Consider the following 22,011-nt stretch of genomic DNA (forward strand, 5'->3'; position numbering starts at 1 on the left):
AATTATAACATTCCCTTCGTAGACGGAACCCCTTTTACCCGGGGATCGATCGTGGTTGCCTCATCAAGGGCACGACCCAGTGCTTTAAAGATCGCTTCAATGATATGGTGGGTATTGTGACCATAATGAACAATGACATGAAGGTTCATTCTTGCCTCGAGAGCAAGTTTCCAAAGGAATTCATGAACAAGCTCCGTATCAAAGGTCCCAACTTTCTGACTTGGAAGTTCTGCACGGAACTCAAGGTGCGGACGGTTACTCAGGTCAACAACGACTTGAGCAAGGGCTTCATCCATGGGAACCATGGCCGAGCCGTAGCGCTTAATCCCTCTTTTATCTCCCAGTGACGCAAGTAATGCTTGACCCAAGCAAATGCCGATATCTTCTGTCGTGTGATGGTCATCCACTTCAATATCGCCATTTGCCTCGATCGTACAATCAAATTGTCCATGTTTTGTGAACAAATCCAGCATATGACTCATGAATGGGACGCCTGTCTCTACTTTAGAGTTCCCCTCTCCATCGATTCCAAAATTCAAACGAATATCTGTCTCATTCGTCTTTCGCACAATCTCTGCACTTCTCACCATGATGTCCTCCTTTTTGGAGGGACGGACCTCTGTGAGGTCCGTCCCTCTACCATTTCTCTTTATCGAATCGAATCTCAACTGCTCTTGCATGGGCTTCCAGTCCCTCTAATCGGGCAAGCTTCGCGATTTTTTGATAATTTTGCTTCAGTGCTGTCTCACTATAAGAAATAACACTTGTCTTTTTCATGAATTCGTCTACATTTAACGGACTTGAAAAACGTGCCGTCCCGTTGGTAGGGAGAACGTGATTCGGTCCAGCAAAATAGTCCCCGACAGGCTCAGAGCTGTAGCGGCCGAGAAAGATCGCTCCGGCATGACGGATTTTGGCCATCGTTTCAATCGGCTTTTCTGTAAGAATCTCCAAATGCTCTGCAGCGAGTTTGTTTACAACATCGATCCCCTCTACCATGTCTCTCGTCACATAGATCGCTCCGTAATCGGTTATGGATCGACGGGCGATCTCTTCACGAGGGAGGGTGGTCAGTTGTCGTTGGACCTGTGAGGAAACCTCCTCAGCAAGTGTCGCGGAATTCGTAACAAGAACGGCAGATGCAAACACGTCATGCTCGGCCTGGGATAGAAGGTCTGCGGCAATTTCATCGGCCCGCTGATGTTCGTCGGCCAGGATCACGATTTCACTCGGACCTGCGATCATATCTATATCCACATCACCGAACACTTCCCTTTTTGCAAGTGCTACGTAGATGTTCCCCGGTCCTGTTATTTTATCCACAGGAGTGATGGATTCAGTCCCATACGCCAGTGCGGCTACGGCTTGAGCACCACCCACTTTGAAGATGTCTTCCACTCCGGCAATTTTTGCAGCAACCAGGACTCCGGCAGACAGCTTGCCACCCTTACCCGGTGGCGAAACCATCGTGATCCGTTTGACTCCCGCTACTTTAGCCGGCAAGACATTCATTAATACTGAGGAAGGATACGCAGCCGTTCCACCTGGCACGTACACGCCGACTGAATCAAGCGGCGTCAGCTTTTGCCCAAGCATCGTCCCATCCTCGTTGGTTGTAAACCATGAGGATCTCTTTTGCTTGGAGTGAAAGTCACGGATATTATCCGCAGCTTCTTCAATGATCGAGACCATCTCAGCATCCATAGAAGCGAAGGCTTCCTCAATTTCACCCTGAGACACCTTGTAGTTCTCTAAATGAACCCCATCAAATTTCTCTGTATACTCACGGACAGCCTGATCTCCATTCTCTTGCACAGAAGAAATGATCCCCTGAACCGCTCTACGCTGCTCCTCCGTACCACTATCGATCGAGCGCTTAATCGACGCCCCGCCTATATCCTTAATAATCTTCATACCATTCACCAGCCTTTTACGGGGACGGACCTGCACACTAAGAGCAGATGCCGCGAACCCTATGTAATCTATATTTGGAGGGACGGACCTTGCCGTGAATGGACAAGGTTCCGAACCTCGGAGTCTCTTTATAAGTGTCGCAATCCCTGTATTAACAGATTCCAGGCAAGGTCCGTCCCTCTTGCCCATTATCCGATGATGCGTGTCAGCCGGGTGACGAGGTCTTCGATTTTTTCGTCTTTCATACGGTAGCTGACGGGATTGACGATGAGGCGTGAGGTGATGTCGACGATGGTCTCGTATTCCACCAGTCCATTTTCCTTCAGGGTCCTTCCCGTTGAGACGATATCGACGATGCGATCAGCGAGCCCGATTAAAGGAGCAAGCTCGATGGAACCGTTGAGTTTGATGATTTCCACTTGCTCTCCCTGCTCCCGGAAATAGGATGAAGCAACATTCGGGTATTTTGTTGCGATTTTCGGTGCCACATCACTCATCTTTGTATCCGGTAACCCCGCTACCGCCAAATAACAACCACTGATCCGTAAGTCCAACAGCTCGTAGACATCCCGTTCTTCCTCGAGCATGACGTCCTTCCCAGCAATCCCTAAATCAGCGACTCCATGCTCCACATATGTCGGAACATCCATCGGCTTCGCCAAAATGAATCGTAAGTCCTCCTGGGGAACTTCGATAATCAGCTTTCTAGAATCATCGAATTCAGGCGGCAGATTGTAATCTGCCTTCCTTAATAGTTCTACTGCTTCTTCAAATATCCTGCCTTTAGGCATGGCAATGGTTAATGAACTCATGATGTCTCACCGCCTTTCCGCTCCTGTCCCACAACGAAGTGAACATTGCTGAAGCCCTTCGTAAACTCATCCACATCTCCTACGCCCTTCCAGTTCTGCAGCACCACTTTAACTCCTTCGCTTCGCAGCTCTCGAGCAAGACCAATGGCCTCTTTCCTGCGCTCATCACTGAACAGCACACATTGCTGAAGGGTGGAAGTTAACTCAACCTGCATCGCTTCAAGCACATAATCGAGACGCAATCCAAAGCCTGTCGCACCGGAGTTCTTCCCGAATTTTTCAAGTAGCTTGTCGTAGCGGCCGCCATTTCCGATTGCAAACCCTACATTTTCTCCGTACACTTCAAATAAAATGCCGGAATAATAACTCATATGGCTCACCAGACTCAAGTCAAACTTCACATATTGCTCCACTTCATAATCTTTTAAAATACTCCATAGTTCTTTCAGCTGTTCGAGAGCATCAAGCCCTTTTTCCCCCTCTAGAAGGGAATGCGCTTCTCCCAACACATTTTCAGATCCACGCAATTGAAGAAATCGGAATAGTCGCTCTTTATCGATGGACGAAAGCGCCAGCTCATTTACATGTTGACGGTATCCAACATAATTCTTCTCATACAAAAATCTTCTTAACGTATTCGCACGCTCTTCTGTCCCAACGATTTGAGTGAATAGCTCTTGAACGAATCCAATATGCCCGATGGAAATTTTGAAGTTATCCAATCCTGCTTCTTTTAGGACCGATACCATTAACGCAATCACTTCAGCGTCGGCGCTGACCGAGTCATCACCGATGCATTCGATTCCGACCTGCTCAAACTCGGCCGGACGTCCGCCTTCCCGCTGCTGTGCCCTAAACACTGAATTGGAGTACGCCAATCGCAGCGGTGCCTCATCTATTAACAATTTTGACGCGGCAATCCGGGCGATGGGAGCTGTCATATCAGGTCTTAACACGAGGGTATGACCCTGCTGATCCAGGAGTTTGAATAGTTGCTGATCCAAGATGGCAGATGCCTCACCAACCGTTTCATGATACTCAAGGCTTGGGGTTTCAATAAATTTGTAACCCCACAGCTTCATTGTTTGTTCCATTTTCTTTTTCGTCTGATCTTTGATTTCGTATAAATCAGGAAATGTATCTCTCATTCCCAATGGCTTCTCGAACATAAATAACTTAGTCATAAGAACCACCTTTGGCGTATTAATTCATCTATTTTCCCCCGATTTGGGGTTTGCTACTAATTCTCGATTATTCAGAAATCCTTTAGTTCGCTAATGTGCTAATAAAATAAAGTTATTTGTAGTGTAGCGTTTCTTTTTTTATTCGTCAACCGTTTGATTTGCGGATTTTTTTATAAAACAAAAAAGGCAAAAATAGAACTCAGTCTATCTTTGCCTTTTCCCTTATTCTTCTCTTTTCAATCCGTAGATTGAATCTTCTCTCCATCGTTCGGCCAATTCGTCCTGGGTATAGATGACTCTCATCGGATTCCCTCCGACGAAGGCCCCTGCCGGAACGTCTTTATGGACGAGGGTTCCCGCTGACACGATGGCTCCGTCACCGATCTTAACGCCTGGCAGAATCGTGGTGTTGGCACCGATCATGACTTCCGATCCGATTTCCACGTCACCTAATCGGTATTCCTTGATCAAGTATTCATGGGCCAGGATCGTGGTATTATACCCGATCACCGTGTTCTTGCCGACGGATATTTTTTCCGGGAACATGACGTCAAGCATCACCATAAGAGCGAATGAGGTTTGTTCACCGATGTCCATCCGTAAAAACATCTTGTACAGCCAATTTTTCATCCCTAAAAAAGGAGTATACCTCGCCAGTTGAATGACGATGAAATTTTTGACTACCTTCCCAAAAGGAACGGTCTTGTAAACATGCCAGAGAGAGTTTGCTCCTTCCACAGGGTAGCGGGTCGTTCGTCTCATGTAGCCGGAACTCCGACAATCTTTAGTAAATCTTTCATATTATCCAACATAAAGTCCGGTTCGTAGTGAGCCAGATGCTCTCTTCCCTTTGCACTCCACGCGACACCTGCCGATAATACACCTGCATTTTTCCCAGCTAAAATATCGTGGTGATTGTCCCCGATCATAATCGCTTCCCCTGGTGAAGATCCCAATGCCACTAAAGCTTTCTCGATTGGTTCAGGATGTGGTTTCGCGTTCTCCACTTCGTCCAGGGTGATGATGACTTCAAAGAAAGGCCGTAGATTCATGAGATCCAATCCTTTTAACACAACATCCCGTACTTTCGTTGAGACAATCGCTAATTTGTATCCATTTTCGTAAAGTGCTTGAACGGTTTCATATACCCCTTCAAATTCAGTCACTAGTGCATCATGATGCTCATGATTATAGGCACGGTAGTGGGCACACATTTCGTCCATCCGGTCGGGATCCAATCCCCCGAATGACTCTTCTAATGGGGGTCCCATAAAAGCATGAACGTCTTTTTCCTCGTACTGCCCTGGATAATAATGATTCAATGTATGCAAAAAGGAAGAAATAATTAAATCATTGGTGTTGATCAATGTTCCGTCTAAGTCAAACAATATGGTTGTAATCCTGCTCATAATGTCTCTCCTTTTCTTTCTTTGCATCGACTCTATTCCAATAGTACGCAACCGCCATCGTTAACAGGATCGCTGTGACCAGCCTGATGATCAGGAGCGGCAGTACCGGGATGCCAAGCGGGATGAAGATTAACGTATCCTCCACCACTGCGTGGCATGAGACTAAGAAGATGAATGCAATCGTGACATCCTTCTTGCTCACTCCCTCCTCTTTTACCGCCTGGATCATGACGCCTGCTCCGTATGCCAGACCAATGACGAGTCCCGCTACCATCGTGGAAGACGTATTTGCATTCATGCCAAGCGCCCGGGTTGCAGGGGACATCCAGCGTGAAAACACATCCATCCATTTCAGATCTTTCATAATCTGAATAATCATCATAAGTGGAATGACGATCAGAGCTAATTGCAGGACACCGAATCCTGCTTTTTCAAGTCCCAGGAGAATGATTTCTCCCCATCCATCAGGCTCGGCTTGCTCTGGAGGCATCATTCCATACTTGGCGATATCAGATCCACCGTTCCAAACCAGATTGATAACAACCGCCGAAACCAAGGCCAATCCGACCCTTACCGCTACAATCAGCCAAATTTTCACTCCCACTTTGGCAGCCACTGTTGATTCAATGATGAGATTATGAGAGAAAGAGAGCATCACCGCAATGATGAATACTTCTTTTACCGTTAAATCAAGGGATAGGATCCCCCCGATTCCTGCATACAAGTTAAGGAAATTCCCCAATACCAGAGGAATGGCCGCATCACCTGAAAGACCTAGTAGCTTCATAAAAGGAGAGATTTTCTCCATGACCCAGGGAAGGACAGGCGTGTATTGAAGCAAAAACACAATCAGTGTGATTGGAAAGATGACCTTACCTAATGACCAAGTGGTTCTCAAACCTACGTGGCCACCTTTTTTCAAAGATGAGATCCACATTCTCCCTACTCCCCTTTTGTTAAGCGTTTACGCTATCCGTTTTCTCATCGTATGCCTTTTTCGCAAGACCTGCTTTTCTTCTGTAAAAGAACAATGCAAGAGCTCCAATAATAAGAACAATGGATATCACTTGAGCAAAGCGTAAAGGCCCCAGCATCAGACTATCCGTTCTCAAGCCCTCGACAAAGAACCGTCCGATGGAATACCAAATCACATACGTAAGGAAAAGTTCTCCTCGACGAAGGCTGCTTGCTTTTCTTCTCAAAACCAGGAGAAGAATCAGGCCTGCGAAACTCCAAAGAGATTCGTATAAAAATGTAGGATGATAATAGGCTCCATTAATGTACATTTGATTGATAATGAAATCAGGCAGCATCAGGTTTTCAAGAAACGTACGGGACACTTCTCCACCGTGAGCCTCCTGGTTAACAAAATTGCCCCAACGTCCTATTGCCTGACCTAAAATAATACTTGGTGCTGCAATATCAACAAGCTTCCAGAAAGGCAGCCCCTTTACTTTGGCAAAAACAATGGTGGTAAGAACCGAACCGATCAATGCACCATGAATGGCTATTCCACCATTCCACACTTTGATGATGTCCCCGGGGTGATCGGCATAATAATCATTCCATTCAAAGATGACATAATAAGCACGGGCACAAATGATGGCGATAGGAATTGCCCAAACGAGCAAATCTATGAATGTATCGGGATGAAGACCCAATCTTTTGCTCTCACGAATAACTAAATAGAGTCCTAATGCAATTCCCAGGCCGATAATGACACCGTACCAGTGTACTTGGATCGGCCCAAGTGAAATGGCAATGGGATCGATTGGCGTAATGTTTTCGTTCATTTTGTCTCTCCTTTTTTTTGATAAAGATAGAATGTGATCGTTAACACCATTAAAGTTTTATGTAAGGATCAGATATCTTCATTCTCTCCATCTTCAATCACATCAGACAGACGGCTTGTAAATTGCTCTGCTGCATTTACGCCCATCCGTTTCAAACGGAAATTCATGGCGGCCACTTCAATGATAACCGCGAGATTTCGTCCAGGACGAACAGGTACGGTTAGTTTTGTAATATCAGTATCAATGATTCTCATTTTTTCTTCATCCAGACCAAGTCGGTCGTACTGCTTCGCTTTGTCCCACAGCTCTAAATTAATACAAAGAGTGATGCGTTTATAACTGCGCACTGCTCCTGCTCCGAATAACGTCATCACATTGATGATGCCTAACCCTCGGATTTCTAACAGATGTTCAATCAATTCAGGAGAACTGCCGATTAGCGTATCCATGTCTTCTTGACGGATTTCTACGCAATCATCTGCTACAAGCCGGTGTCCTCTCTTCACAAGTTCCAGAGCTGTTTCACTTTTACCGACACCGCTTTTCCCGGTGATCAAAACCCCGACTCCATAGATATCGACCAATACACCGTGGATGGCCGTTGTTGGAGCAAGCTTACTTTCCAAATAATTAGTGAGCCTTGAAGAGAATCGTGTTGTTTTCATTGAAGAACGCATGACAGGAACATCATAACGATTCGATGCCTCCACTAGCTCAGGCGGGATCTCAAGGTCTCTTGAGATGATGATACCAGGCGTGATATCTGTACAAAGAGCTTCCATTCTGCGCTTTCGTTCTGCATCATCCAGCAATTCCAGGAAAGATAACTCGGTTTTCCCCAATAATTGTATACGCTCTGCGGGATAGTAATTGAAATAACCAGCCATCTCTAAACCTGGACGGGAAATATCACTTGTTGTGATCGGTCTATGTAAACCTTCTTCTCCACCGACAAGTTCTAATTTAAACTTATCGACGATATCTTTCGTGCGAACCTTTGCCACAAATAGCTCCTCCTTCACGATACACTCGCTTCAAATATTGATAAGCGTACTCTAACCTATTTTAGCAATTATAGAGAAAAGCGCAAGGCAGCTTCCTCGTGACAAACGAAAGGATGCGTATTTCCATTTTCGGTTCAGCTCGATGGCTGCTCATTCCTGAAACCTAAAGGTCCGTCCCTCTTTCAAAGGTACCCATAAAACGACTTTTTCCATATATGAAGGTTGAGAAATTCGTTTAGGGGAGGATGATGAGGTTGAAGATTATGTTGGACGCCGGGCATGGGTATGAGACAAGGGGGAAAAGGACACCGGATGGAATGAGAGAGTATGAATTTAACAGGGATGCCGCAGCATTTTGCAAAAATGAGTTGGAAAAATATGATGTGGATGTTTACTATTCTCACTCAGATTCAAAAGATATCCCATTACAATTGAGAACGGATCGGGCAAATAACTTAAAGGTGGATGCGTTCGTATCGATTCACGCGAATGCGTTTGGTTCCGGGGGCTGGAACGATGCATCGGGCATTGAAACATATACCTACACGACACAGCCTTCCAAAAGCACTGCCTTGGCGCGGGAGATTCAATCTCACTTGGTTGCCTCTACCCAAAGACGGGATCGTGGTGTAAAGTTTGCCAACTTTCACGTACTAAGGGAAACGGACATGCCATCTGTTTTAATTGAATGCGGGTTTATGACAAACCCTGAAGAAGCAGCCCTGTTAAGAACCAGAACCTACCGTCAAATATGTGGAAAAGCAATCGCCAAAGCCCTTGTTGCCTTCTACAAATTGAAGTCCAAAGAGCACAACTCACTATACAAAGTTCAGTTAGGAGCATTCTCGAAAGAAGAAAATGCCCGCAAGCTGGCAAACCGCCTAATAAAAGCAGGATTCACTCCTTACATCCATATTGAAACAAAGTAGGAATACACCAAATGGGGATACATGCTGGTAAAGGAATGCTGTGCCTATACGGCCTTTCGCTTTTGTTCATGACGAAAAAAAGTGCCTGTCTCATTGGCCAAGACAGGCGCTTTCCCTTATTATTTCTCTTTCATCGAATCAAACACCGTTTTTTGAATCACGAGATTGGCCAGGGACAAAATGATCGACGCCAGAAAAGCCATGCCAAAGCCTGATAACTCAAAGCTGCTCCCCATCAGACCATCCGTCAGGAGTAACGTGATGGCATTGATGACGAAGAGAAACAGTCCAAGGGACAAAATGGTGACCGGCAATGTCAGGATGATCAAAATGGGCTTTACGAGAACATTCAGGATCGACAGGATAAAGCTTGCCCCTATCGCTGCCCCGAACCCCGACACTTCAAACCCGTCAAAAAAACCTGCTAATGCAATAAAGATTACTGCATTGATTAAAATTCCGATTATCCATCTCATTATCTGATGGCTTCCTCCTCATGTGGCAGCACGAAGGCTAATAAAGCGTATACGATGATAAGGGGAAAGAATCCCGTCGGAATGAGCAGGATGATGAAAATCACCCTTAGAATCGTAGCATCGATTCCCACATAACGGGACAATCCTCCAATCACCCCAGAAAGCTTTCTGTTTGACCTTGATCGTGCTAATTGTTTTTTCATCTTTATTCCTTCTTTCTCATCTTATGCGTTGTCCTTATTAACATTCTTCTGTTCATGCTTTTTTATGAGGACAGATCCCGCTTTTGTTTCTGCAAAAAGATGAAGCTTATCTAATGAGTCGGTTTTACGACTGAAACGAATCGACTTTTGGACCACTTCGTTTTTTTCTTCTAGTACATCAATACCCGGCAATTCAAGTTTAAAACTACCGAAGTTTGATTTTGCCTCTCCGGAAATATTGATCTTTTCAGGAACGAGTAAATCAATGTTGCCCGTTACGGTTTTCGCGTGAAGTGTATCCGCTTTTTCCCCCGTTAAGGCACAAACAATGTTTCCATTGAGGGACTGTACATCCGTATAAGAGATATCTCCTTCCACATGCACCTTGCCGTTAATGGATTCCGCTTCAATATGGTCTGCTTTCGCATTCATGATGGAAATTGCACCATTGGAGGTTTCGACCTCGGCCTTCTTCGTCGTCAGATGGTCGATATGAATTTTCCCATTCGCCGCCTTGGCACGAAGATCCTGGACCTCTAATTTTCCGGCTTTCAAACCTCCATTGAATAAACGGACAGAAACCCTCTTATATTGATGCTTTGGAATGTATAGCTTAGAATCTACTTTCATCCACTTTAATTGCGTCGAGTAATAAAGCGTATCCCCATCGACCGCAAAGGACGTATTCTCCATAAACTGTTTTCTCGCCTCTTCGTGATCTTCCGTACGATAAACCTTGGCCTCGCATTCCACACGGACTTCCTCACCGTCCCAAGGAATAAGCTCCACCTTCCCATTGGCCACATCTATATCAATTTTCTCAAAATGAGTATTTGGCTGTTGGTAAACATGGGATAATTCAACCGATTGATTCCATTGAAAATCAAAGTCAAAATTCTTGATTTTGTTTAACGCCGAATTCATGAAATCCAGTAGCTTCTCTTTCGGATTGCCCGAATGGGTAGAGTGTTCTTGCTCACCCTTTTTACCATCTTGAAAGAGAGATACAAAATCATCAAGGAAATCCTTTTCTTTTGCCTTTGAGGTTGAGGTATTCGGCTTTTGATCGAGTGCTTCCAATAATGCCACTGCTTCCTGTGCCGAAATCGTCCCATTTTCTAGCATATCCAAAATGCGTTTACGTTCTTCATTCATACTCTTTCATCCCCTTTATTGATTATAAAAGTACTTTGATTCCCTTATACACATTCCAAATGACAACGACAACACTAAGTAATATAGCTAAACCGATCATGATGACGGTAAAAATCGGCAATCCCGCACCACTCGCGAAAACCCCCATATCCAAAAACAAGCCCGCAATGATTAGGGGAACCGCAACGACCGGTAATAAGTGAGATAAAAAGGCTGCTTTTGCGTCCTTTTTCACATAAGGTTGATCTGATACAAAATAAACAATCAGCGGAAAAAGGAAGCCTGCAAAAAATATACTGAAATAGCATAGGGCTGATAATACCTTATTGGTCTCCATCTTCATCCTCTCCTCTACTACTATTTACGATACGTGAAGGAAAAGGTTTCAATGCATTTGTTTGTAATCCTATTTTTACATAGAGGGAATGTTCTTCCCTCCATCTTGAGGCTGAATTCAGGTAGGTATGGAGGTGTGGTTTTGGTTGGTGGATTGATGCGAATATTGTTTTTCCAGTTGAAAGAGAGATGCATTATGCATCTCTCTCATCACTAATTCGTCACTTCTTCTTTTTCACGGATTTTCTTTTTCATCCGTTCACGATCGCGCTCGAGCACAGGTTTCAGATACTTTCCTGTGTAGGAGCCTTGTACTTCGGCCACTTTTTCCGGGGTTCCGCTTGCAACAATCGTACCACCTTTGTCTCCACCTTCAGGGCCAAGATCTACAAGGTAATCGGCTGCTTTAATGACATCGAGATTGTGTTCGATGACCAGGACCGTATCCCCGTTTTCTACAAGACGCTGCAGTACAACTAAGAGTCGCGCAATGTCATCCACATGAAGTCCAGTTGTCGGCTCATCTAAAATGTAGAGTGAGCGGCCGGTAGAACGGCGATGTAATTCTGACGCAAGCTTCACGCGCTGGGCTTCTCCTCCAGATAATGTGGTCGCTGGCTGACCCAATGTGATATAGCCCAATCCCACATCAAAGATGGTTTGAAGCTTACGCTTGATCTTCGGGATGTTTTCGAAGAATTTCACTGCGTCTTCGACTGTCATTTCAAGTACATCGGAAATATTTTTATCTTTATATTTTACTTCAAGTGTTTCCCGGTTGTATCGTTTCCCGTGGCAAACTTCGCATGGAACGTATACATCTGGAAGGAAGTGCATTTCGATCTTGATGATTCCGTCTCCGCGGCATGCTTCACAACGGCCGCCTTTTACGTTAAAGCTGAAGCGGCCTTTTTTATAGCCGCGCACCTTTGCTTCGTTGGTTGTGGCAAACACATCCCGGATATCATCGAATACCCCGGTATAGGTAGCAGGATTCGATCTTGGGGTACGACCGATGGGTGATTGATCGATGTCAATGACCTTATCAAGGTTCTCAATCCCCTTCACTTCATTATGCTCACCAGGCTTTGATTTCGCATTATGAAGCTTTTGAGCCAGTGACTTATGGAGGATTTCATTGATCAGCGTACTTTTTCCGGAACCCGACACACCTGTCACCGCTGTAAAAATCCCCAATGGCAGCTTCACTTTGACATTGTTCAAGTTATTTTCCTTCGCTCCCACAATTTCTAAATACCTGCCATCAGGCTTACGTCTTTCCTGTGGAAGAGGTATGAATTTCTTTCCTGACAGGTATTGGCCTGTCAATGAGTGCGGATCGTCCATTACTTCTTGAGGAGTCCCGGCAGAGACCACTTCTCCCCCATGTACTCCTGCTCCCGGTCCTATATCGATAAGGTAGTCCGCAGCCATCATCGTATCTTCATCATGTTCCACTACGATCAATGTGTTTCCTATTTCACGCATGTTCTTTAAAGTGTCAATCAGTCGATCATTGTCCCGTTGATGCAACCCAATGGATGGCTCATCCAGAATGTACAGGACTCCCGTCAGACGGGAACCGATTTGAGTGGCTAATCGAATACGCTGAGCTTCTCCTCCTGATAAGGTTCCTGCTGCACGGCTTAGTGTGAGGTATTCAAGCCCTACATTCACAAGAAAACCGAGGCGTTCACGGATTTCCCTCAAAATAAGGTTGGCAATCTTCATATCCTTTTCGGATAGCTCGAGTTTATGGAAAAACTGCTCTGCTTCTTCAATAGAAAACGCTGTTACTTCCCCTATATGAAGAGAATCTACTTTGACGGCCAGGCTCTCTTCTTTTAAACGGTGTCCGTTACAGGTTGGACAATCTTGCTGTGCCATGTATTTCTCCATCTGTTCACGGATGTAATCAGAACTTGTCTCACGGTAACGTCGCTCCACATTCGGGATGACACCCTCGAAACGAAGATAGTTTTCACGGACTTGACCGAAGTCGTTCTCGTAACGGAAGTAAATCTCATCCTTGCCGGACCCAAAAAGGATATTATCCATTTGCTGCTTGGGAATATCCTTTACAGGCATATCCATCGGAATTTCATAATGATCACATACGGCCTTTAGAAGAGATGGATAGTATTGGGAGCTTGTCGGTTCCCACGGAGCAATGGCATGCTCGTCGAGACTGCGATCCCAATTGGGAATCACAAGCTCCTTATCGACCTCAAGCTTTGTCCCTAATCCGTCGCAGCTTGTGCAAGCACCGTATGGACTATTGAAGGAAAACATTCTTGGCTCCAGTTCCGTAATGGAAAACCCACAGTATGGACATGCGTGATGCTCACTGAATAAAAGCTCTTCTTCCCCGATTACATCGATGATCACCTGACCGTCTGCCAATCTAAGTGCTGTTTCAAGTGAGTCAGATAGCCTCGCTGCCACACCTTCCTTCACAACGATCCGGTCAATGATCACTTCGATGGAGTGCTTTTTATTTTTTTCCAGGGAGATTTCTTCCCCAAGATCCTGGACTTCACCGTTTATACGAACTCGAACAAACCCTTGTTTTTTGATTTCTTCAAGGGTTTTCACGTGCGTTCCTTTTCGTCCCGACACAACAGGTGCCAGTACTTGAAGCTTTGTTCTTTCCGGATACTCAAGAATTCGGTCGACCATCTGCTCAATTGTTTGGGAGGAAATTTCGATCCCGTGATTTGGACAAATCGGCTTCCCTACTCTTGCAAACAACAGTCTTAAGTAATCGTAAATTTCGGTTACCGTCCCTACTGTCGAGCGGGGATTACGACTGGTCGTTTTCTGATCGATGGAAATCGCCGGGGACAACCCCTCAATGGCATCGACATCCGGCTTATCCATTTGACCTAAGAATTGACGGGCATAGGCAGAAAGGGACTCCACATAACGTCTTTGTCCTTCTGCATAAATGGTGTCAAAGGCTAAGGAAGACTTTCCGGAACCGGAAAGCCCGGTTAATACGACCAGCTTATCCCGTGGAATCTTTATATCTATATTTTTCAGATTATGAGCCCTGGCTCCTTGTACGATTATTTGATCTTGCGCCATATCTCTTTCATCCTTCCGCCTTGAGCTCAAGAATGGTATCACGAAGCTGTGCAGCCCGCTCAAAGTCCAATGCCTTGGCTGCTTCCTTCATTTCCACTTCTAAGCTAGCAATAAGTTTTTGTCGCTCCGGTTTAGACATATTCGAAACTTTTGTCTGTTCTCCTTCGTAAACCCCTGCTTCTTCTGCAGCATGGGTTGCCCTGATGACATCCCGGATTTCTTTTTGTATGGTCGTCGGTGTCACGCCGTGTTTTTCATTGTATTCTTCCTGGATCGTCCGACGACGTTCTGTTTCATCAAGTGCTTTTTGCATAGAGTCGGTAATTTTGTCCGCATACATGATGACTTTACCGTTACTATTACGGGCTGCACGGCCAATCGTTTGAATGAGTGAACGTTCAGAACGCAAGAATCCTTCTTTGTCAGCATCCAATATGGTGACAAGTGACACTTCAGGAATGTCCAATCCTTCTCGAAGTAAGTTGATCCCGACCAAAACATCATATTTCCCCAGACGAAGATCCCTGATAATTTCAATGCGCTCCAATGTTTTGATCTCTGAATGCAAGTATTGAACTTTTATCCCGATCTCCTTCAGGTAGGCGGAAAGATCCTCGGACATCTTTTTCGTTAAGGTGGTCACCAGGACACGCTCGTTTTTCTCGATACGTTCATTGATCTCACCCAATAGATCATCAATCTGTCCTTCGATCGGCCGCACCTCGATGATTGGATCCAGCAGTCCGGTCGGCCGGATGATCTGCTCGACCATTTCAGGACTATGCTCCAACTCATATGGTCCTGGAGTTGCCGAAACGTAGAGGAGCTGCTGGGTTTTCTTTTCAAACTCTTCAAAGCGCAGGGGACGATTGTCCATGGCTGAAGGCAGGCGGAAGCCGTGATCCACAAGCACCTTTTTACGGGCCTGGTCCCCGTTGAACATCCCCCTGATTTGAGGTAATGTCACATGGGACTCATCGACCACAATTAGGAAGTCGTCAGGGAAATAATCCAGAAGGGTATATGGAGTCGACCCGGCTGGTCTCAGTGTCAGGTGACGGGAATAGTTTTCAATCCCCGAGCAAAAGCCCATCTCCCTCATCATCTCCAGATCATAGCGGGTACGCTGCTCTAAACGCTGGGCCTCCAGCAGTTTATTTTCTTCTTTCATGACGGCGAGCTGCTCTTCAAGCTCTTTTTCAATGTTCTTAATGGCTACCTGCATTTTTTCTTCACGGGTTACGAAGTGGGAAGCAGGGAAAATCGCGATATGTTCACGATCACCCATGATTTCGCCGGTCAGTGCATCCACTTCACGGATACGGTCAATTTCATCTCCAAAAAACTCAACGCGCATACAGTGTTCATCCCGGGAAGCAGGGAAAATTTCCACTACGTCGCCCCTTACCCGGAAGGTTCCACGTTGGAAGTCTATGTCATTTCGTTCATACTGGATATCCACCAGCTTGCGGAGTAATTGATTTCGTTCGATCTCCATCCCGGTTCTGAGGGAAAGGACGAGCTCCCGATATTCTTCCGGATTACCTAAACCGTAAATACAGGACACGCTGGCTATGATGATGACATCTTTTCGTTCAAACAAAGCAGATGTGGCAGAGTGCCTGAGTTTATCGATTTCATCATTGATGCTGGCATCCTTCTCGATAAACGTATCCGTTTGAGGAACGTATGCCTCCGGCTGATAATAGTCGTAGTAACTGACAAAATATTCAACGGCGTTATCAGGAAAAAACTCTTTGAATTCGCTGTAGAGCTGTCCTGCCAACGTTTTATTATGAGCAATGATGAGGGTCGGCTTTTCAACCTGCTTGATTACATTGGAAACAGTGAATGTCTTTCCGGTCCCTGTTGCCCCAAGCAAGGTTTGATGACGTTTCCCTTCATTTATACCTTTAACCAATTTTTCAATTGCCAGGGGCTGATCTCCCTCTGGTTTATATTTAGACTTGAGCTCGAATTGATCTTTCACCGTGAAACCTCCTATAATAAAGGACTGCTACCTTGTATTTACCTACTTATACCCATCTTAAACACTGTCCATTCATCTATACACATTCTACCACATTTCCTACATTATTAACCAATAATAAGCGAACAAAAGTTCGTTATTTTTGATATTTAAGGATCGGACCTCATGAAACGTCCTCTTGGTTGTGGATAACATTCGGTGAAGTAGCAAATTAGAGGCTTGAATTGAGATTTCGACATTTTACGGGAGGTGACAAAGAAATTTTCGACACAATCCGAGCATTTCTATACACACCCTGTGTACAACTATGTGTATAAGTCGATATACCTTGTGGAAAATGCATAAACTTATTCACAATTCGTCAAATTTTTTGTGCACAATGTTGATGAATGCGTATTCAATTTGTGAATAACACGTCCAATACTTCATTTATTCACACTATTCTTTATTTATCCACAATTAAGAAACCAATAACTGAAATGCTCTCTACCACATCATAAAGATTATCCCTCCATCAAATATTCATTTAGGCATATATCCAATAATTGATTGACTATTCTGTCTAATTTCCAATAAGCTTTTTTATAAGTTCTACAAAAAAATACATATTGTTCAGGAGGAATGTATGAAAAAAACTAAATGGCTACAAGTCGCCGGTTCCCTTAGTTTAACGGGATTTCTGCTGAGTTCCACCATTACCCCGATGGCACCATCGATCACCTCTCATGGAGTGGTCCAAGCTGCTGAAGTTGCCGATTCACTCGAGTTGCAAAAAGCGTTCCAACAAGCAGCGCATGAATTCAATGTCCCGGTTGAAATCCTGCTTTCAGTTGGTTATAACGTATCCCTATGGGAGCATCATGACGGCAAGCCAAGTGCTTCAGGAGGCTACGGATTGATGCATCTTACGGATGTTAACACTGATAGTTTAGAAGATACCCACAGCGATGAACCCGCTCATATGTTTTTATCCGGTAAAGAGGACAGAGACGCTCCGCCTTTAGATGAATCAACACTGAAAGTCGAGTCTACATTAGATATTAATGACCCCAAACTTCATACTCTGAATACAGCAGCTGAACTACTCTCACTTCAACCAGAAACGTTAAAACAAAATAAAAAGCAAAATATCCGGGGTGCTGCAGCACTGTTGGCACAGTATGCCAAAGATACCTCTGGTGAGACATCTTCTGATGTAAATGAATGGTACGGGGCCGTAGCTAAATACAGCGGTTCATCCGACTACTCAGGAGCAAAGGACTTTGCTGACCGTGTATACGAGACAATCAACAACGGGGTGACGAAACAAACAGAGGATGGATCTTCCTTAACATTAGCACCTAAACAAACCACACCTAATCAGGAAGCGATCCAATCATTAAACTTAAAAATGGATACAGAAGAAACTGGGGCCGATTGTCCGAATGGCCTTGCATGTCATTACGTTCCGGCAGCTTACAAGAAGATTGACTGGGGCGGCGGGACCTACTATGAAACTTCCTACGGCAATTACGATATAGCAAACCGGCCACATGACAATCAGGAAATCAAGTACATCGTCCTCCACGACACGGAAATCAGCTATGATTTAACCAAAACCGTATTTCAACGTGAATGGACCCAGGCTTCCGCTCATTATGTGATCCGTTCTTCCGACGGTGATATAACACAGATGGTGGACAATAAGGATGTAGCCTGGCATGCCGGAAACTGGTACTTCAACTCCAAGAGCATCGGGGTCGAACATGAAGGAATCGCCATCGAAGGGGCAGCCTGGTATAACGAGCAGCTCTATCATGCATCCGCGCGTTTAGTGAAGCACCTTTCCAAAAAGTACAATATTCCATTGGACCGAGATCACATCATTGCACATGATGAGGTACCCGGAACGACTGCAGCAAGACAACCTGCAATGCATTGGGATCCAGGTCCATTCTGGGATTGGGCTCATTATATGCAGATTCTTGGAGCACCCCTGGAATCAGGGAAAGGACAGAAAGACATCGTCCAGATCCGTCCGAATTTCGAAACAAACAAGCCAATCCTTCAGACACCAAAGGGAGAACCTGTACCTGAACAATCGGCAAATTTTGTGTATTTGTATAAAGCCCCAAGCTTTGATGCTCCATTGATCAAAGATGCTGCCTTACCGAATGCCCACCCATATGATGCCTCCAATTGGGGCAACAAGGCGGTTACAGGGCAAACCTTTTACAAGGCAGAACAACAAGATGACTGGACAGCGATTTGGTACGCAGGACAAAAAGCGTGGTTTTATAATCCTAAAGGAACGAATACCACGAAAGGATCAGGCATTGTGATCAAACCTAAGGAAGGAACGACCGGTATCCCTGTCTATGGACTTGCTTATCCGGAAGAAGAAGCTTTTCCTGATGGCATCCCTGTAAGAGGAATGTCCCCTCTTCAGTACACGCTCACCTCTGATCAAAAGTATGTAGCAACCGAAAAAGTAAAAGGAAGCTACTATAGTGCGCCTGTTTACACGTACAATCCAGAGACGACACATAAAATCGTCTGGGGGAATGATGAGTTTTATCTTATTCACTTAAACCATCGCCTGGCATTTGTAAAAGCCAGCGATGTCGATGTTGTAGCTGCTCCATAAAAAAACGGGCTGTCTTTTATTAATAAAAGACAGCCCGTTATTTTCAAGAACTTCTATTCATCTGTCACCTGAATCATGCACTTCTTTTCGCTTTTTTCATCATCCGGTCGCTATACCAGAATCCGACGGTCAGTGAAGCCGCGTCTACGACAATCAGCAACCAGGAGTCCGTATAGCCCTTTGAAACCGAAGCTGCAATGAGGGCTACGGTCAAGATCAATCCCACATAGTGATTGTACGTAACCCGTGTGAACAGAACGACAAGCAAACCTGGCAAAAATATACCTAAAATGATTTTGGACACGTTCAACTCTCCTTAAAGATAAGGGAATAACACATATTCTACCGAAGTTTTCCCTATCTGGAAAGGGTTTTCCTACTCCTCACCCTGCTGAATTAATTTCTGGGTCCTTTCCTTCAACTCACTATGAGGGATGAATTTTTCAGAAAGCATATCAGGCAGGATGTATTCCAAGAAGTATTGTACGCACTCCAGGTCCTTGTATTTCACAATCGTCGACAGGGCTTCTTGATAAATCTCAATAAATAGAGGCTCCGGATTCCCTTTTTGGATTTCTCCAAAGGATTCATACAGAAGATCGATTTTATCTGCGACAGATAAGACCCGTCCTTCAAGGGTATCGTCTTTCCCCTCTTTAAACCGTTCTTTGTACACTTCTTGAAATTGCGGGGGAAATTCTGTAGTAATGAATTTATTGACCATCTGATCTTCTACCTGGCTGAAGAGCTCACGCAACTCTCCCGATGCATATTTTACAGGGGTTTTGATATCACCTGTAAACAGTTCCGCGTAGTCATGATTCAAAGCTTTTTCATATAGTGCTTTCCAGTCAATTTCTTTCCCGCTCTGTTCTTCCACCGTTCCTAAAAACTGTGCAATTTTGGTCACCTTAAACGAGTGGCTTGCTACGTTATGCTCATGATACTTAAATCTCCCCGGACAGCGAATGAGGGTTTCTAGATCCGATAAGCTCTTAAAATAATGATGAATTCCCATGTTAATCTCCTCTCATTGATCGACTTTACTTTATGAAAATAGTATCAAGTAGAAGGAGTAAGAGCAAAGATAATCACCCTTCTATTTCTCCTAACAGTATATTATTTAGAGCATCGTGATAACGTGTGGGTATTTGATGTGAGGCTCCTGGTATCACATATATTTTCTTAGGATAGCAATCGTTATACAGTTTAAGCTGAGAATTGATCCAATCCGATTTTTCCCCATAAATCAAAAGTAGCGGGATGGCAAGCTTCTCGACTTGCTCTATTCCATTATAATGAAGTGACTCCTCGTAGAACTGATACCAAATATGGGGGTTCGCCTTATTCATATGACCCCTCAGCTTCTCCCGTTCGAGCTTGTCCTTGAAATGCGCTCTGGAAATAATCCCGGATAGGCGGGCCGGATGGTCACGAACCATTTTCATGCCCATATGGTGCATCCATTTCAGCTTGGGATTCGTGACTTTCGGGTAGCCCCCAACTAGAATGAGGGTGGAAACCCGCTCTTCATATGTACAGGCGAATGATTGTCCCACTATACCTCCTGCAGAATATCCAAGCATCACGCAGACAGCAATGTTCAGGTGGTCGAGGATCGCCTTTATGTCCTCTACAAACTCAGAGATACTGATACTCTGATCCATAGTAAAGGAGTCCCCGTGACCTGTTAAGTCTGGAATAATCAGGCGGAAATGCCTGGAAAGCACATGCTGCTTTATGAAGGTCACCCTCCCCATTCCCGGGGGGTGAATCAAGACGAGAGGTGTTCCCTTTCCTAAATCATCAAAATAAAGATCTCTATTCTTAAAATGGATCATCGCCATAAAAATAAATCCTCCCTCAACCGCTTTACTACACATTGTTCTCGGGTTAAGGGAGTTCTAGTCACTTTATTTAAATGAGTCGGACGGAAACAACACCGTGTATTTCCTTCATCCTGCTTTTCACTTGATGTTGTTCTTCTTCGACGAGTTTCTGATCCAAATCAATCATGGTATAGGCCCACGTATGCTTACTGCGGTTGATCATATCTGCAATGTTGACCGCGTAACCTGAGAGAACATTGGCGATTTGGCTGACCATATTCGGAATGTTTTGGTGCATGACCGTTACTCTCATTTTTCCGCTATAAGGCAGTTCCACATCAGGCAGGTTCACAGCATGCTTGATATTCCCCGTTTCAAGATACGTTTTCAGCTGCTTTGTCGCCATGATGGCACAGTTTTCTTCAGATTCTACGGTAGATGCGCCCAAGTGAGGAACAGGGACGACGTTTTTCATGCTCAATACCTTTTTATTAGGGAAATCCGTCACATACTTACGGACTATTCCTGCTTCAAGGGCCTTTTCGAGAGCATCTTCTTCCACTAGTTCACCTCTTGAAAAGTTTAAAATTGTCATACCCTTTTTCATCTTCGTGAAGCCTTCTTCACTTACAAAGCTTGCCGTTTTGTCTGTCAGTGGAATGTGCAGCGTCACAAAATCACACTCTGCCCATACTTCTTCTATATGATGAGCGCGCTTCACATCCTGGGATAAACGCCAAGCTGCGTCGACGGATATAAATGGATCATAGGCGACCACATCCATACCAAGGGCAAGAGCATCATTTGCGACAAGGACGCCAATCGCTCCCAAGCCTACAACACCAAGCTTCTTCCCTTTAATCTCACTTCCTACAAATTCTTTTTTCTTTGCTTCTACGACACTCGGAACGTCTTCCCCTGTTTCTTTTAACGTGTTCGTCCAGCCGACTGCAGAATACAGGTTACGGGAAGAAGCGATCAAATTGGCCAGTACGAGCTCCTTCACCGCGTTTGCATTGGCACCTGGCGTATTGAAGACTACGATTCCTTTTTCCGTACAGAGATCGATCGGGATATTATTGACTCCCGCCCCTGCCCGGGCAATGGCTTTGACTGAAGCCGGAAAAGAGTAATCATGCAAGTTCTTGGATCTTACCAGAATTCCATCGGGATCCCCATTCCCATTCAGGTGGTAGTTAAGGTCATCCTCGATAAGTGAAAGTCCGCTTTGGCTGATGGCATTGTACGTATTGATTGAAATCAT

21 protein-coding genes are annotated in these 22,011 nt (G+C 44.8%); 2 read left to right on the plus strand and 19 right to left on the minus strand.

Annotated elements, in window-relative coordinates:
• Nucleotides 1–2: 2 nt before the first annotated feature.
• From hisB to hprK, 9 genes are all read right to left on the minus strand, one after another.
• Complete coding sequence (hisB, locus tag ACCB35_RS19250) at nucleotides 3–590, minus strand: imidazoleglycerol-phosphate dehydratase HisB (RefSeq protein WP_374054903.1); 588 nt, start codon at nucleotides 588–590, stop codon at nucleotides 3–5.
• A gap of 46 nt (nucleotides 591–636) precedes the next feature.
• Nucleotides 637–1,914, minus strand: coding sequence for a histidinol dehydrogenase (gene hisD / locus ACCB35_RS19255; RefSeq protein WP_374054904.1), 1,278 nt, complete (start codon nucleotides 1,912–1,914; stop codon nucleotides 637–639).
• Between the two features lie 188 nt (nucleotides 1,915–2,102).
• Nucleotides 2,103–2,726, minus strand: a complete 624-nt coding sequence (hisG, locus tag ACCB35_RS19260; protein ID WP_044338297.1) for an ATP phosphoribosyltransferase — start codon at nucleotides 2,724–2,726, stop codon at nucleotides 2,103–2,105.
• The gene (locus tag ACCB35_RS19265) at nucleotides 2,723–3,910 is read right to left on the minus strand and encodes an ATP phosphoribosyltransferase regulatory subunit (RefSeq protein ID WP_374054905.1); all 1,188 of its coding nucleotides are present in this window, start codon (nucleotides 3,908–3,910) and stop codon (nucleotides 2,723–2,725) included. The genes hisG and ACCB35_RS19265 overlap by 4 nt, the downstream gene beginning before the upstream one ends.
• 222 nt (nucleotides 3,911–4,132) lie before the next feature.
• Entirely contained in the window at nucleotides 4,133–4,672 is a 540-nt protein-coding gene (locus ACCB35_RS19270) for a DapH/DapD/GlmU-related protein (RefSeq protein ID WP_374054906.1), read from the minus strand.
• A complete protein-coding gene (gene ppaX, locus ACCB35_RS19275; RefSeq protein WP_374054907.1) occupies nucleotides 4,669–5,319 on the minus strand; it encodes a pyrophosphatase PpaX in 651 nt (216 codons plus the stop codon). Before ppaX ends, ACCB35_RS19270 begins: the two co-directional genes overlap by 4 nt.
• Nucleotides 5,291–6,256: a nucleoside recognition domain-containing protein gene (locus ACCB35_RS19280; protein ID WP_374054908.1), complete on the minus strand. Its 966-nt coding sequence runs from the start codon at nucleotides 6,254–6,256 to the stop codon at nucleotides 5,291–5,293. Before ACCB35_RS19280 ends, ppaX begins: the two co-directional genes overlap by 29 nt.
• 19 nt (nucleotides 6,257–6,275) lie before the next feature.
• The gene (gene lgt / locus ACCB35_RS19285; protein ID WP_044338302.1) at nucleotides 6,276–7,112 is read right to left on the minus strand and encodes a prolipoprotein diacylglyceryl transferase; all 837 of its coding nucleotides are present in this window, start codon (nucleotides 7,110–7,112) and stop codon (nucleotides 6,276–6,278) included.
• A 68-nt stretch (nucleotides 7,113–7,180) separates the two neighbouring features.
• The gene (hprK, locus tag ACCB35_RS19290; RefSeq protein WP_044338303.1) at nucleotides 7,181–8,116 is read right to left on the minus strand and encodes an HPr(Ser) kinase/phosphatase; all 936 of its coding nucleotides are present in this window, start codon (nucleotides 8,114–8,116) and stop codon (nucleotides 7,181–7,183) included.
• A gap of 248 nt (nucleotides 8,117–8,364) precedes the next feature.
• Between hprK and ACCB35_RS19295 the strand changes: the two genes are divergently transcribed.
• Nucleotides 8,365–9,045, plus strand: coding sequence for an N-acetylmuramoyl-L-alanine amidase (locus ACCB35_RS19295; protein WP_374057077.1), 681 nt, complete (start codon nucleotides 8,365–8,367; stop codon nucleotides 9,043–9,045).
• A 119-nt stretch (nucleotides 9,046–9,164) separates the two neighbouring features.
• On the opposite strand, the gene ACCB35_RS19300 is transcribed toward ACCB35_RS19295, so the two are convergent.
• The 6 genes from ACCB35_RS19300 to uvrB form a co-directional block, all read right to left on the minus strand.
• Nucleotides 9,165–9,521 carry a phage holin family protein gene (locus tag ACCB35_RS19300; protein ID WP_374054909.1) on the minus strand — a complete coding sequence of 119 codons (357 nt, stop codon included), beginning with the start codon at nucleotides 9,519–9,521 and terminating at the stop codon, nucleotides 9,165–9,167.
• The gene (locus ACCB35_RS19305) at nucleotides 9,521–9,724 is read right to left on the minus strand and encodes a PspC domain-containing protein (RefSeq protein ID WP_044338306.1); all 204 of its coding nucleotides are present in this window, start codon (nucleotides 9,722–9,724) and stop codon (nucleotides 9,521–9,523) included. The genes ACCB35_RS19300 and ACCB35_RS19305 overlap by 1 nt, the downstream gene beginning before the upstream one ends.
• Nucleotides 9,725–9,745: 21 nt before the next feature.
• Nucleotides 9,746–10,879, minus strand: a complete 1,134-nt coding sequence (locus ACCB35_RS19310; protein WP_374054910.1) for a DUF4097 family beta strand repeat-containing protein — start codon at nucleotides 10,877–10,879, stop codon at nucleotides 9,746–9,748.
• Nucleotides 10,880–10,901: 22 nt separating this feature from the next.
• Nucleotides 10,902–11,216, minus strand: a complete 315-nt coding sequence (locus ACCB35_RS19315) for a DUF4870 domain-containing protein (protein WP_044338308.1) — start codon at nucleotides 11,214–11,216, stop codon at nucleotides 10,902–10,904.
• Between the two features lie 212 nt (nucleotides 11,217–11,428).
• Entirely contained in the window at nucleotides 11,429–14,302 is a 2,874-nt protein-coding gene (uvrA, locus tag ACCB35_RS19320) for an excinuclease ABC subunit UvrA (RefSeq protein WP_374054911.1), read from the minus strand.
• Between the two features lie 7 nt (nucleotides 14,303–14,309).
• Nucleotides 14,310–16,292, minus strand: coding sequence for an excinuclease ABC subunit UvrB (uvrB, locus tag ACCB35_RS19325; RefSeq protein ID WP_044338310.1), 1,983 nt, complete (start codon nucleotides 16,290–16,292; stop codon nucleotides 14,310–14,312).
• Nucleotides 16,293–16,917: 625 nt separating this feature from the next.
• On the opposite strand from uvrB, the gene ACCB35_RS19330 reads away from it, so the two are divergent.
• On the plus strand, nucleotides 16,918–18,918 hold the full coding sequence (locus tag ACCB35_RS19330) for an N-acetylmuramoyl-L-alanine amidase (protein WP_374054912.1): 2,001 nt from the start codon (nucleotides 16,918–16,920) through the stop codon (nucleotides 18,916–18,918).
• 73 nt (nucleotides 18,919–18,991) lie between these two features.
• Here ACCB35_RS19330 and ACCB35_RS19335 read toward each other — a convergent pair whose 3' ends face one another.
• From ACCB35_RS19335 to ACCB35_RS19350, 4 genes are all read right to left on the minus strand, one after another.
• Nucleotides 18,992–19,222: a CsbA family protein gene (locus ACCB35_RS19335; RefSeq protein WP_044338312.1), complete on the minus strand. Its 231-nt coding sequence runs from the start codon at nucleotides 19,220–19,222 to the stop codon at nucleotides 18,992–18,994.
• A gap of 72 nt (nucleotides 19,223–19,294) precedes the next feature.
• Entirely contained in the window at nucleotides 19,295–19,936 is a 642-nt protein-coding gene (locus tag ACCB35_RS19340; protein WP_374054913.1) for an HD domain-containing protein, read from the minus strand.
• Nucleotides 19,937–20,009: 73 nt separating this feature from the next.
• Nucleotides 20,010–20,765 (minus strand): alpha/beta fold hydrolase, encoded by a 756-nt coding sequence (locus ACCB35_RS19345; protein WP_374054914.1) that lies wholly within the window; start codon nucleotides 20,763–20,765, stop codon nucleotides 20,010–20,012.
• Nucleotides 20,766–20,835: 70 nt separating this feature from the next.
• A complete protein-coding gene (locus ACCB35_RS19350; RefSeq protein WP_374054915.1) occupies nucleotides 20,836–22,011 on the minus strand; it encodes a phosphoglycerate dehydrogenase in 1,176 nt (391 codons plus the stop codon).

This window comes from Rossellomorea sp. FM04394 (assembly GCF_041889765.1).
Lineage (GTDB): Bacteria > Bacillota > Bacilli > Bacillales > Bacillaceae_B > Rossellomorea > Rossellomorea aquimaris_B.

Coding starts and splice junctions, on each gene's coding strand:
- hisB (WP_374054903.1), bottom strand. CDS start 590: ATGGTGAGAAGTGCAGAGATTGTGCGAAAGACGAATGAGACAGATATT.
- hisD (WP_374054904.1), bottom strand. CDS start 1,914: ATGAAGATTATTAAGGATATAGGCGGGGCGTCGATTAAGCGCTCGATC.
- hisG (WP_044338297.1), bottom strand. CDS start 2,726: ATGAGTTCATTAACCATTGCCATGCCTAAAGGCAGGATATTTGAAGAA.
- ACCB35_RS19265 (WP_374054905.1), bottom strand. CDS start 3,910: ATGACTAAGTTATTTATGTTCGAGAAGCCATTGGGAATGAGAGATACA.
- ACCB35_RS19270 (WP_374054906.1), bottom strand. CDS start 4,672: ATGAGACGAACGACCCGCTACCCTGTGGAAGGAGCAAACTCTCTCTGG.
- ppaX (WP_374054907.1), bottom strand. CDS start 5,319: ATGAGCAGGATTACAACCATATTGTTTGACTTAGACGGAACATTGATC.
- ACCB35_RS19280 (WP_374054908.1), bottom strand. CDS start 6,256: ATGTGGATCTCATCTTTGAAAAAAGGTGGCCACGTAGGTTTGAGAACC.
- lgt (WP_044338302.1), bottom strand. CDS start 7,112: ATGAACGAAAACATTACGCCAATCGATCCCATTGCCATTTCACTTGGG.
- ACCB35_RS19295 (WP_374057077.1), top strand. CDS start 8,365: ATGAGGTTGAAGATTATGTTGGACGCCGGGCATGGGTATGAGACAAGG.
- ACCB35_RS19300 (WP_374054909.1), bottom strand. CDS start 9,521: ATGAGATGGATAATCGGAATTTTAATCAATGCAGTAATCTTTATTGCA.
- ACCB35_RS19305 (WP_044338306.1), bottom strand. CDS start 9,724: ATGAAAAAACAATTAGCACGATCAAGGTCAAACAGAAAGCTTTCTGGG.
- ACCB35_RS19310 (WP_374054910.1), bottom strand. CDS start 10,879: ATGAATGAAGAACGTAAACGCATTTTGGATATGCTAGAAAATGGGACG.
- ACCB35_RS19315 (WP_044338308.1), bottom strand. CDS start 11,216: ATGGAGACCAATAAGGTATTATCAGCCCTATGCTATTTCAGTATATTT.
- uvrA (WP_374054911.1), bottom strand. CDS start 14,302: ATGGCGCAAGATCAAATAATCGTACAAGGAGCCAGGGCTCATAATCTG.
- ACCB35_RS19330 (WP_374054912.1), top strand. CDS start 16,918: ATGAAAAAAACTAAATGGCTACAAGTCGCCGGTTCCCTTAGTTTAACG.
- ACCB35_RS19340 (WP_374054913.1), bottom strand. CDS start 19,936: ATGGGAATTCATCATTATTTTAAGAGCTTATCGGATCTAGAAACCCTC.
- ACCB35_RS19345 (WP_374054914.1), bottom strand. CDS start 20,765: ATGGCGATGATCCATTTTAAGAATAGAGATCTTTATTTTGATGATTTA.
- ACCB35_RS19350 (WP_374054915.1), bottom strand. CDS start 22,011: ATGATTTCAATCAATACGTACAATGCCATCAGCCAAAGCGGACTTTCA.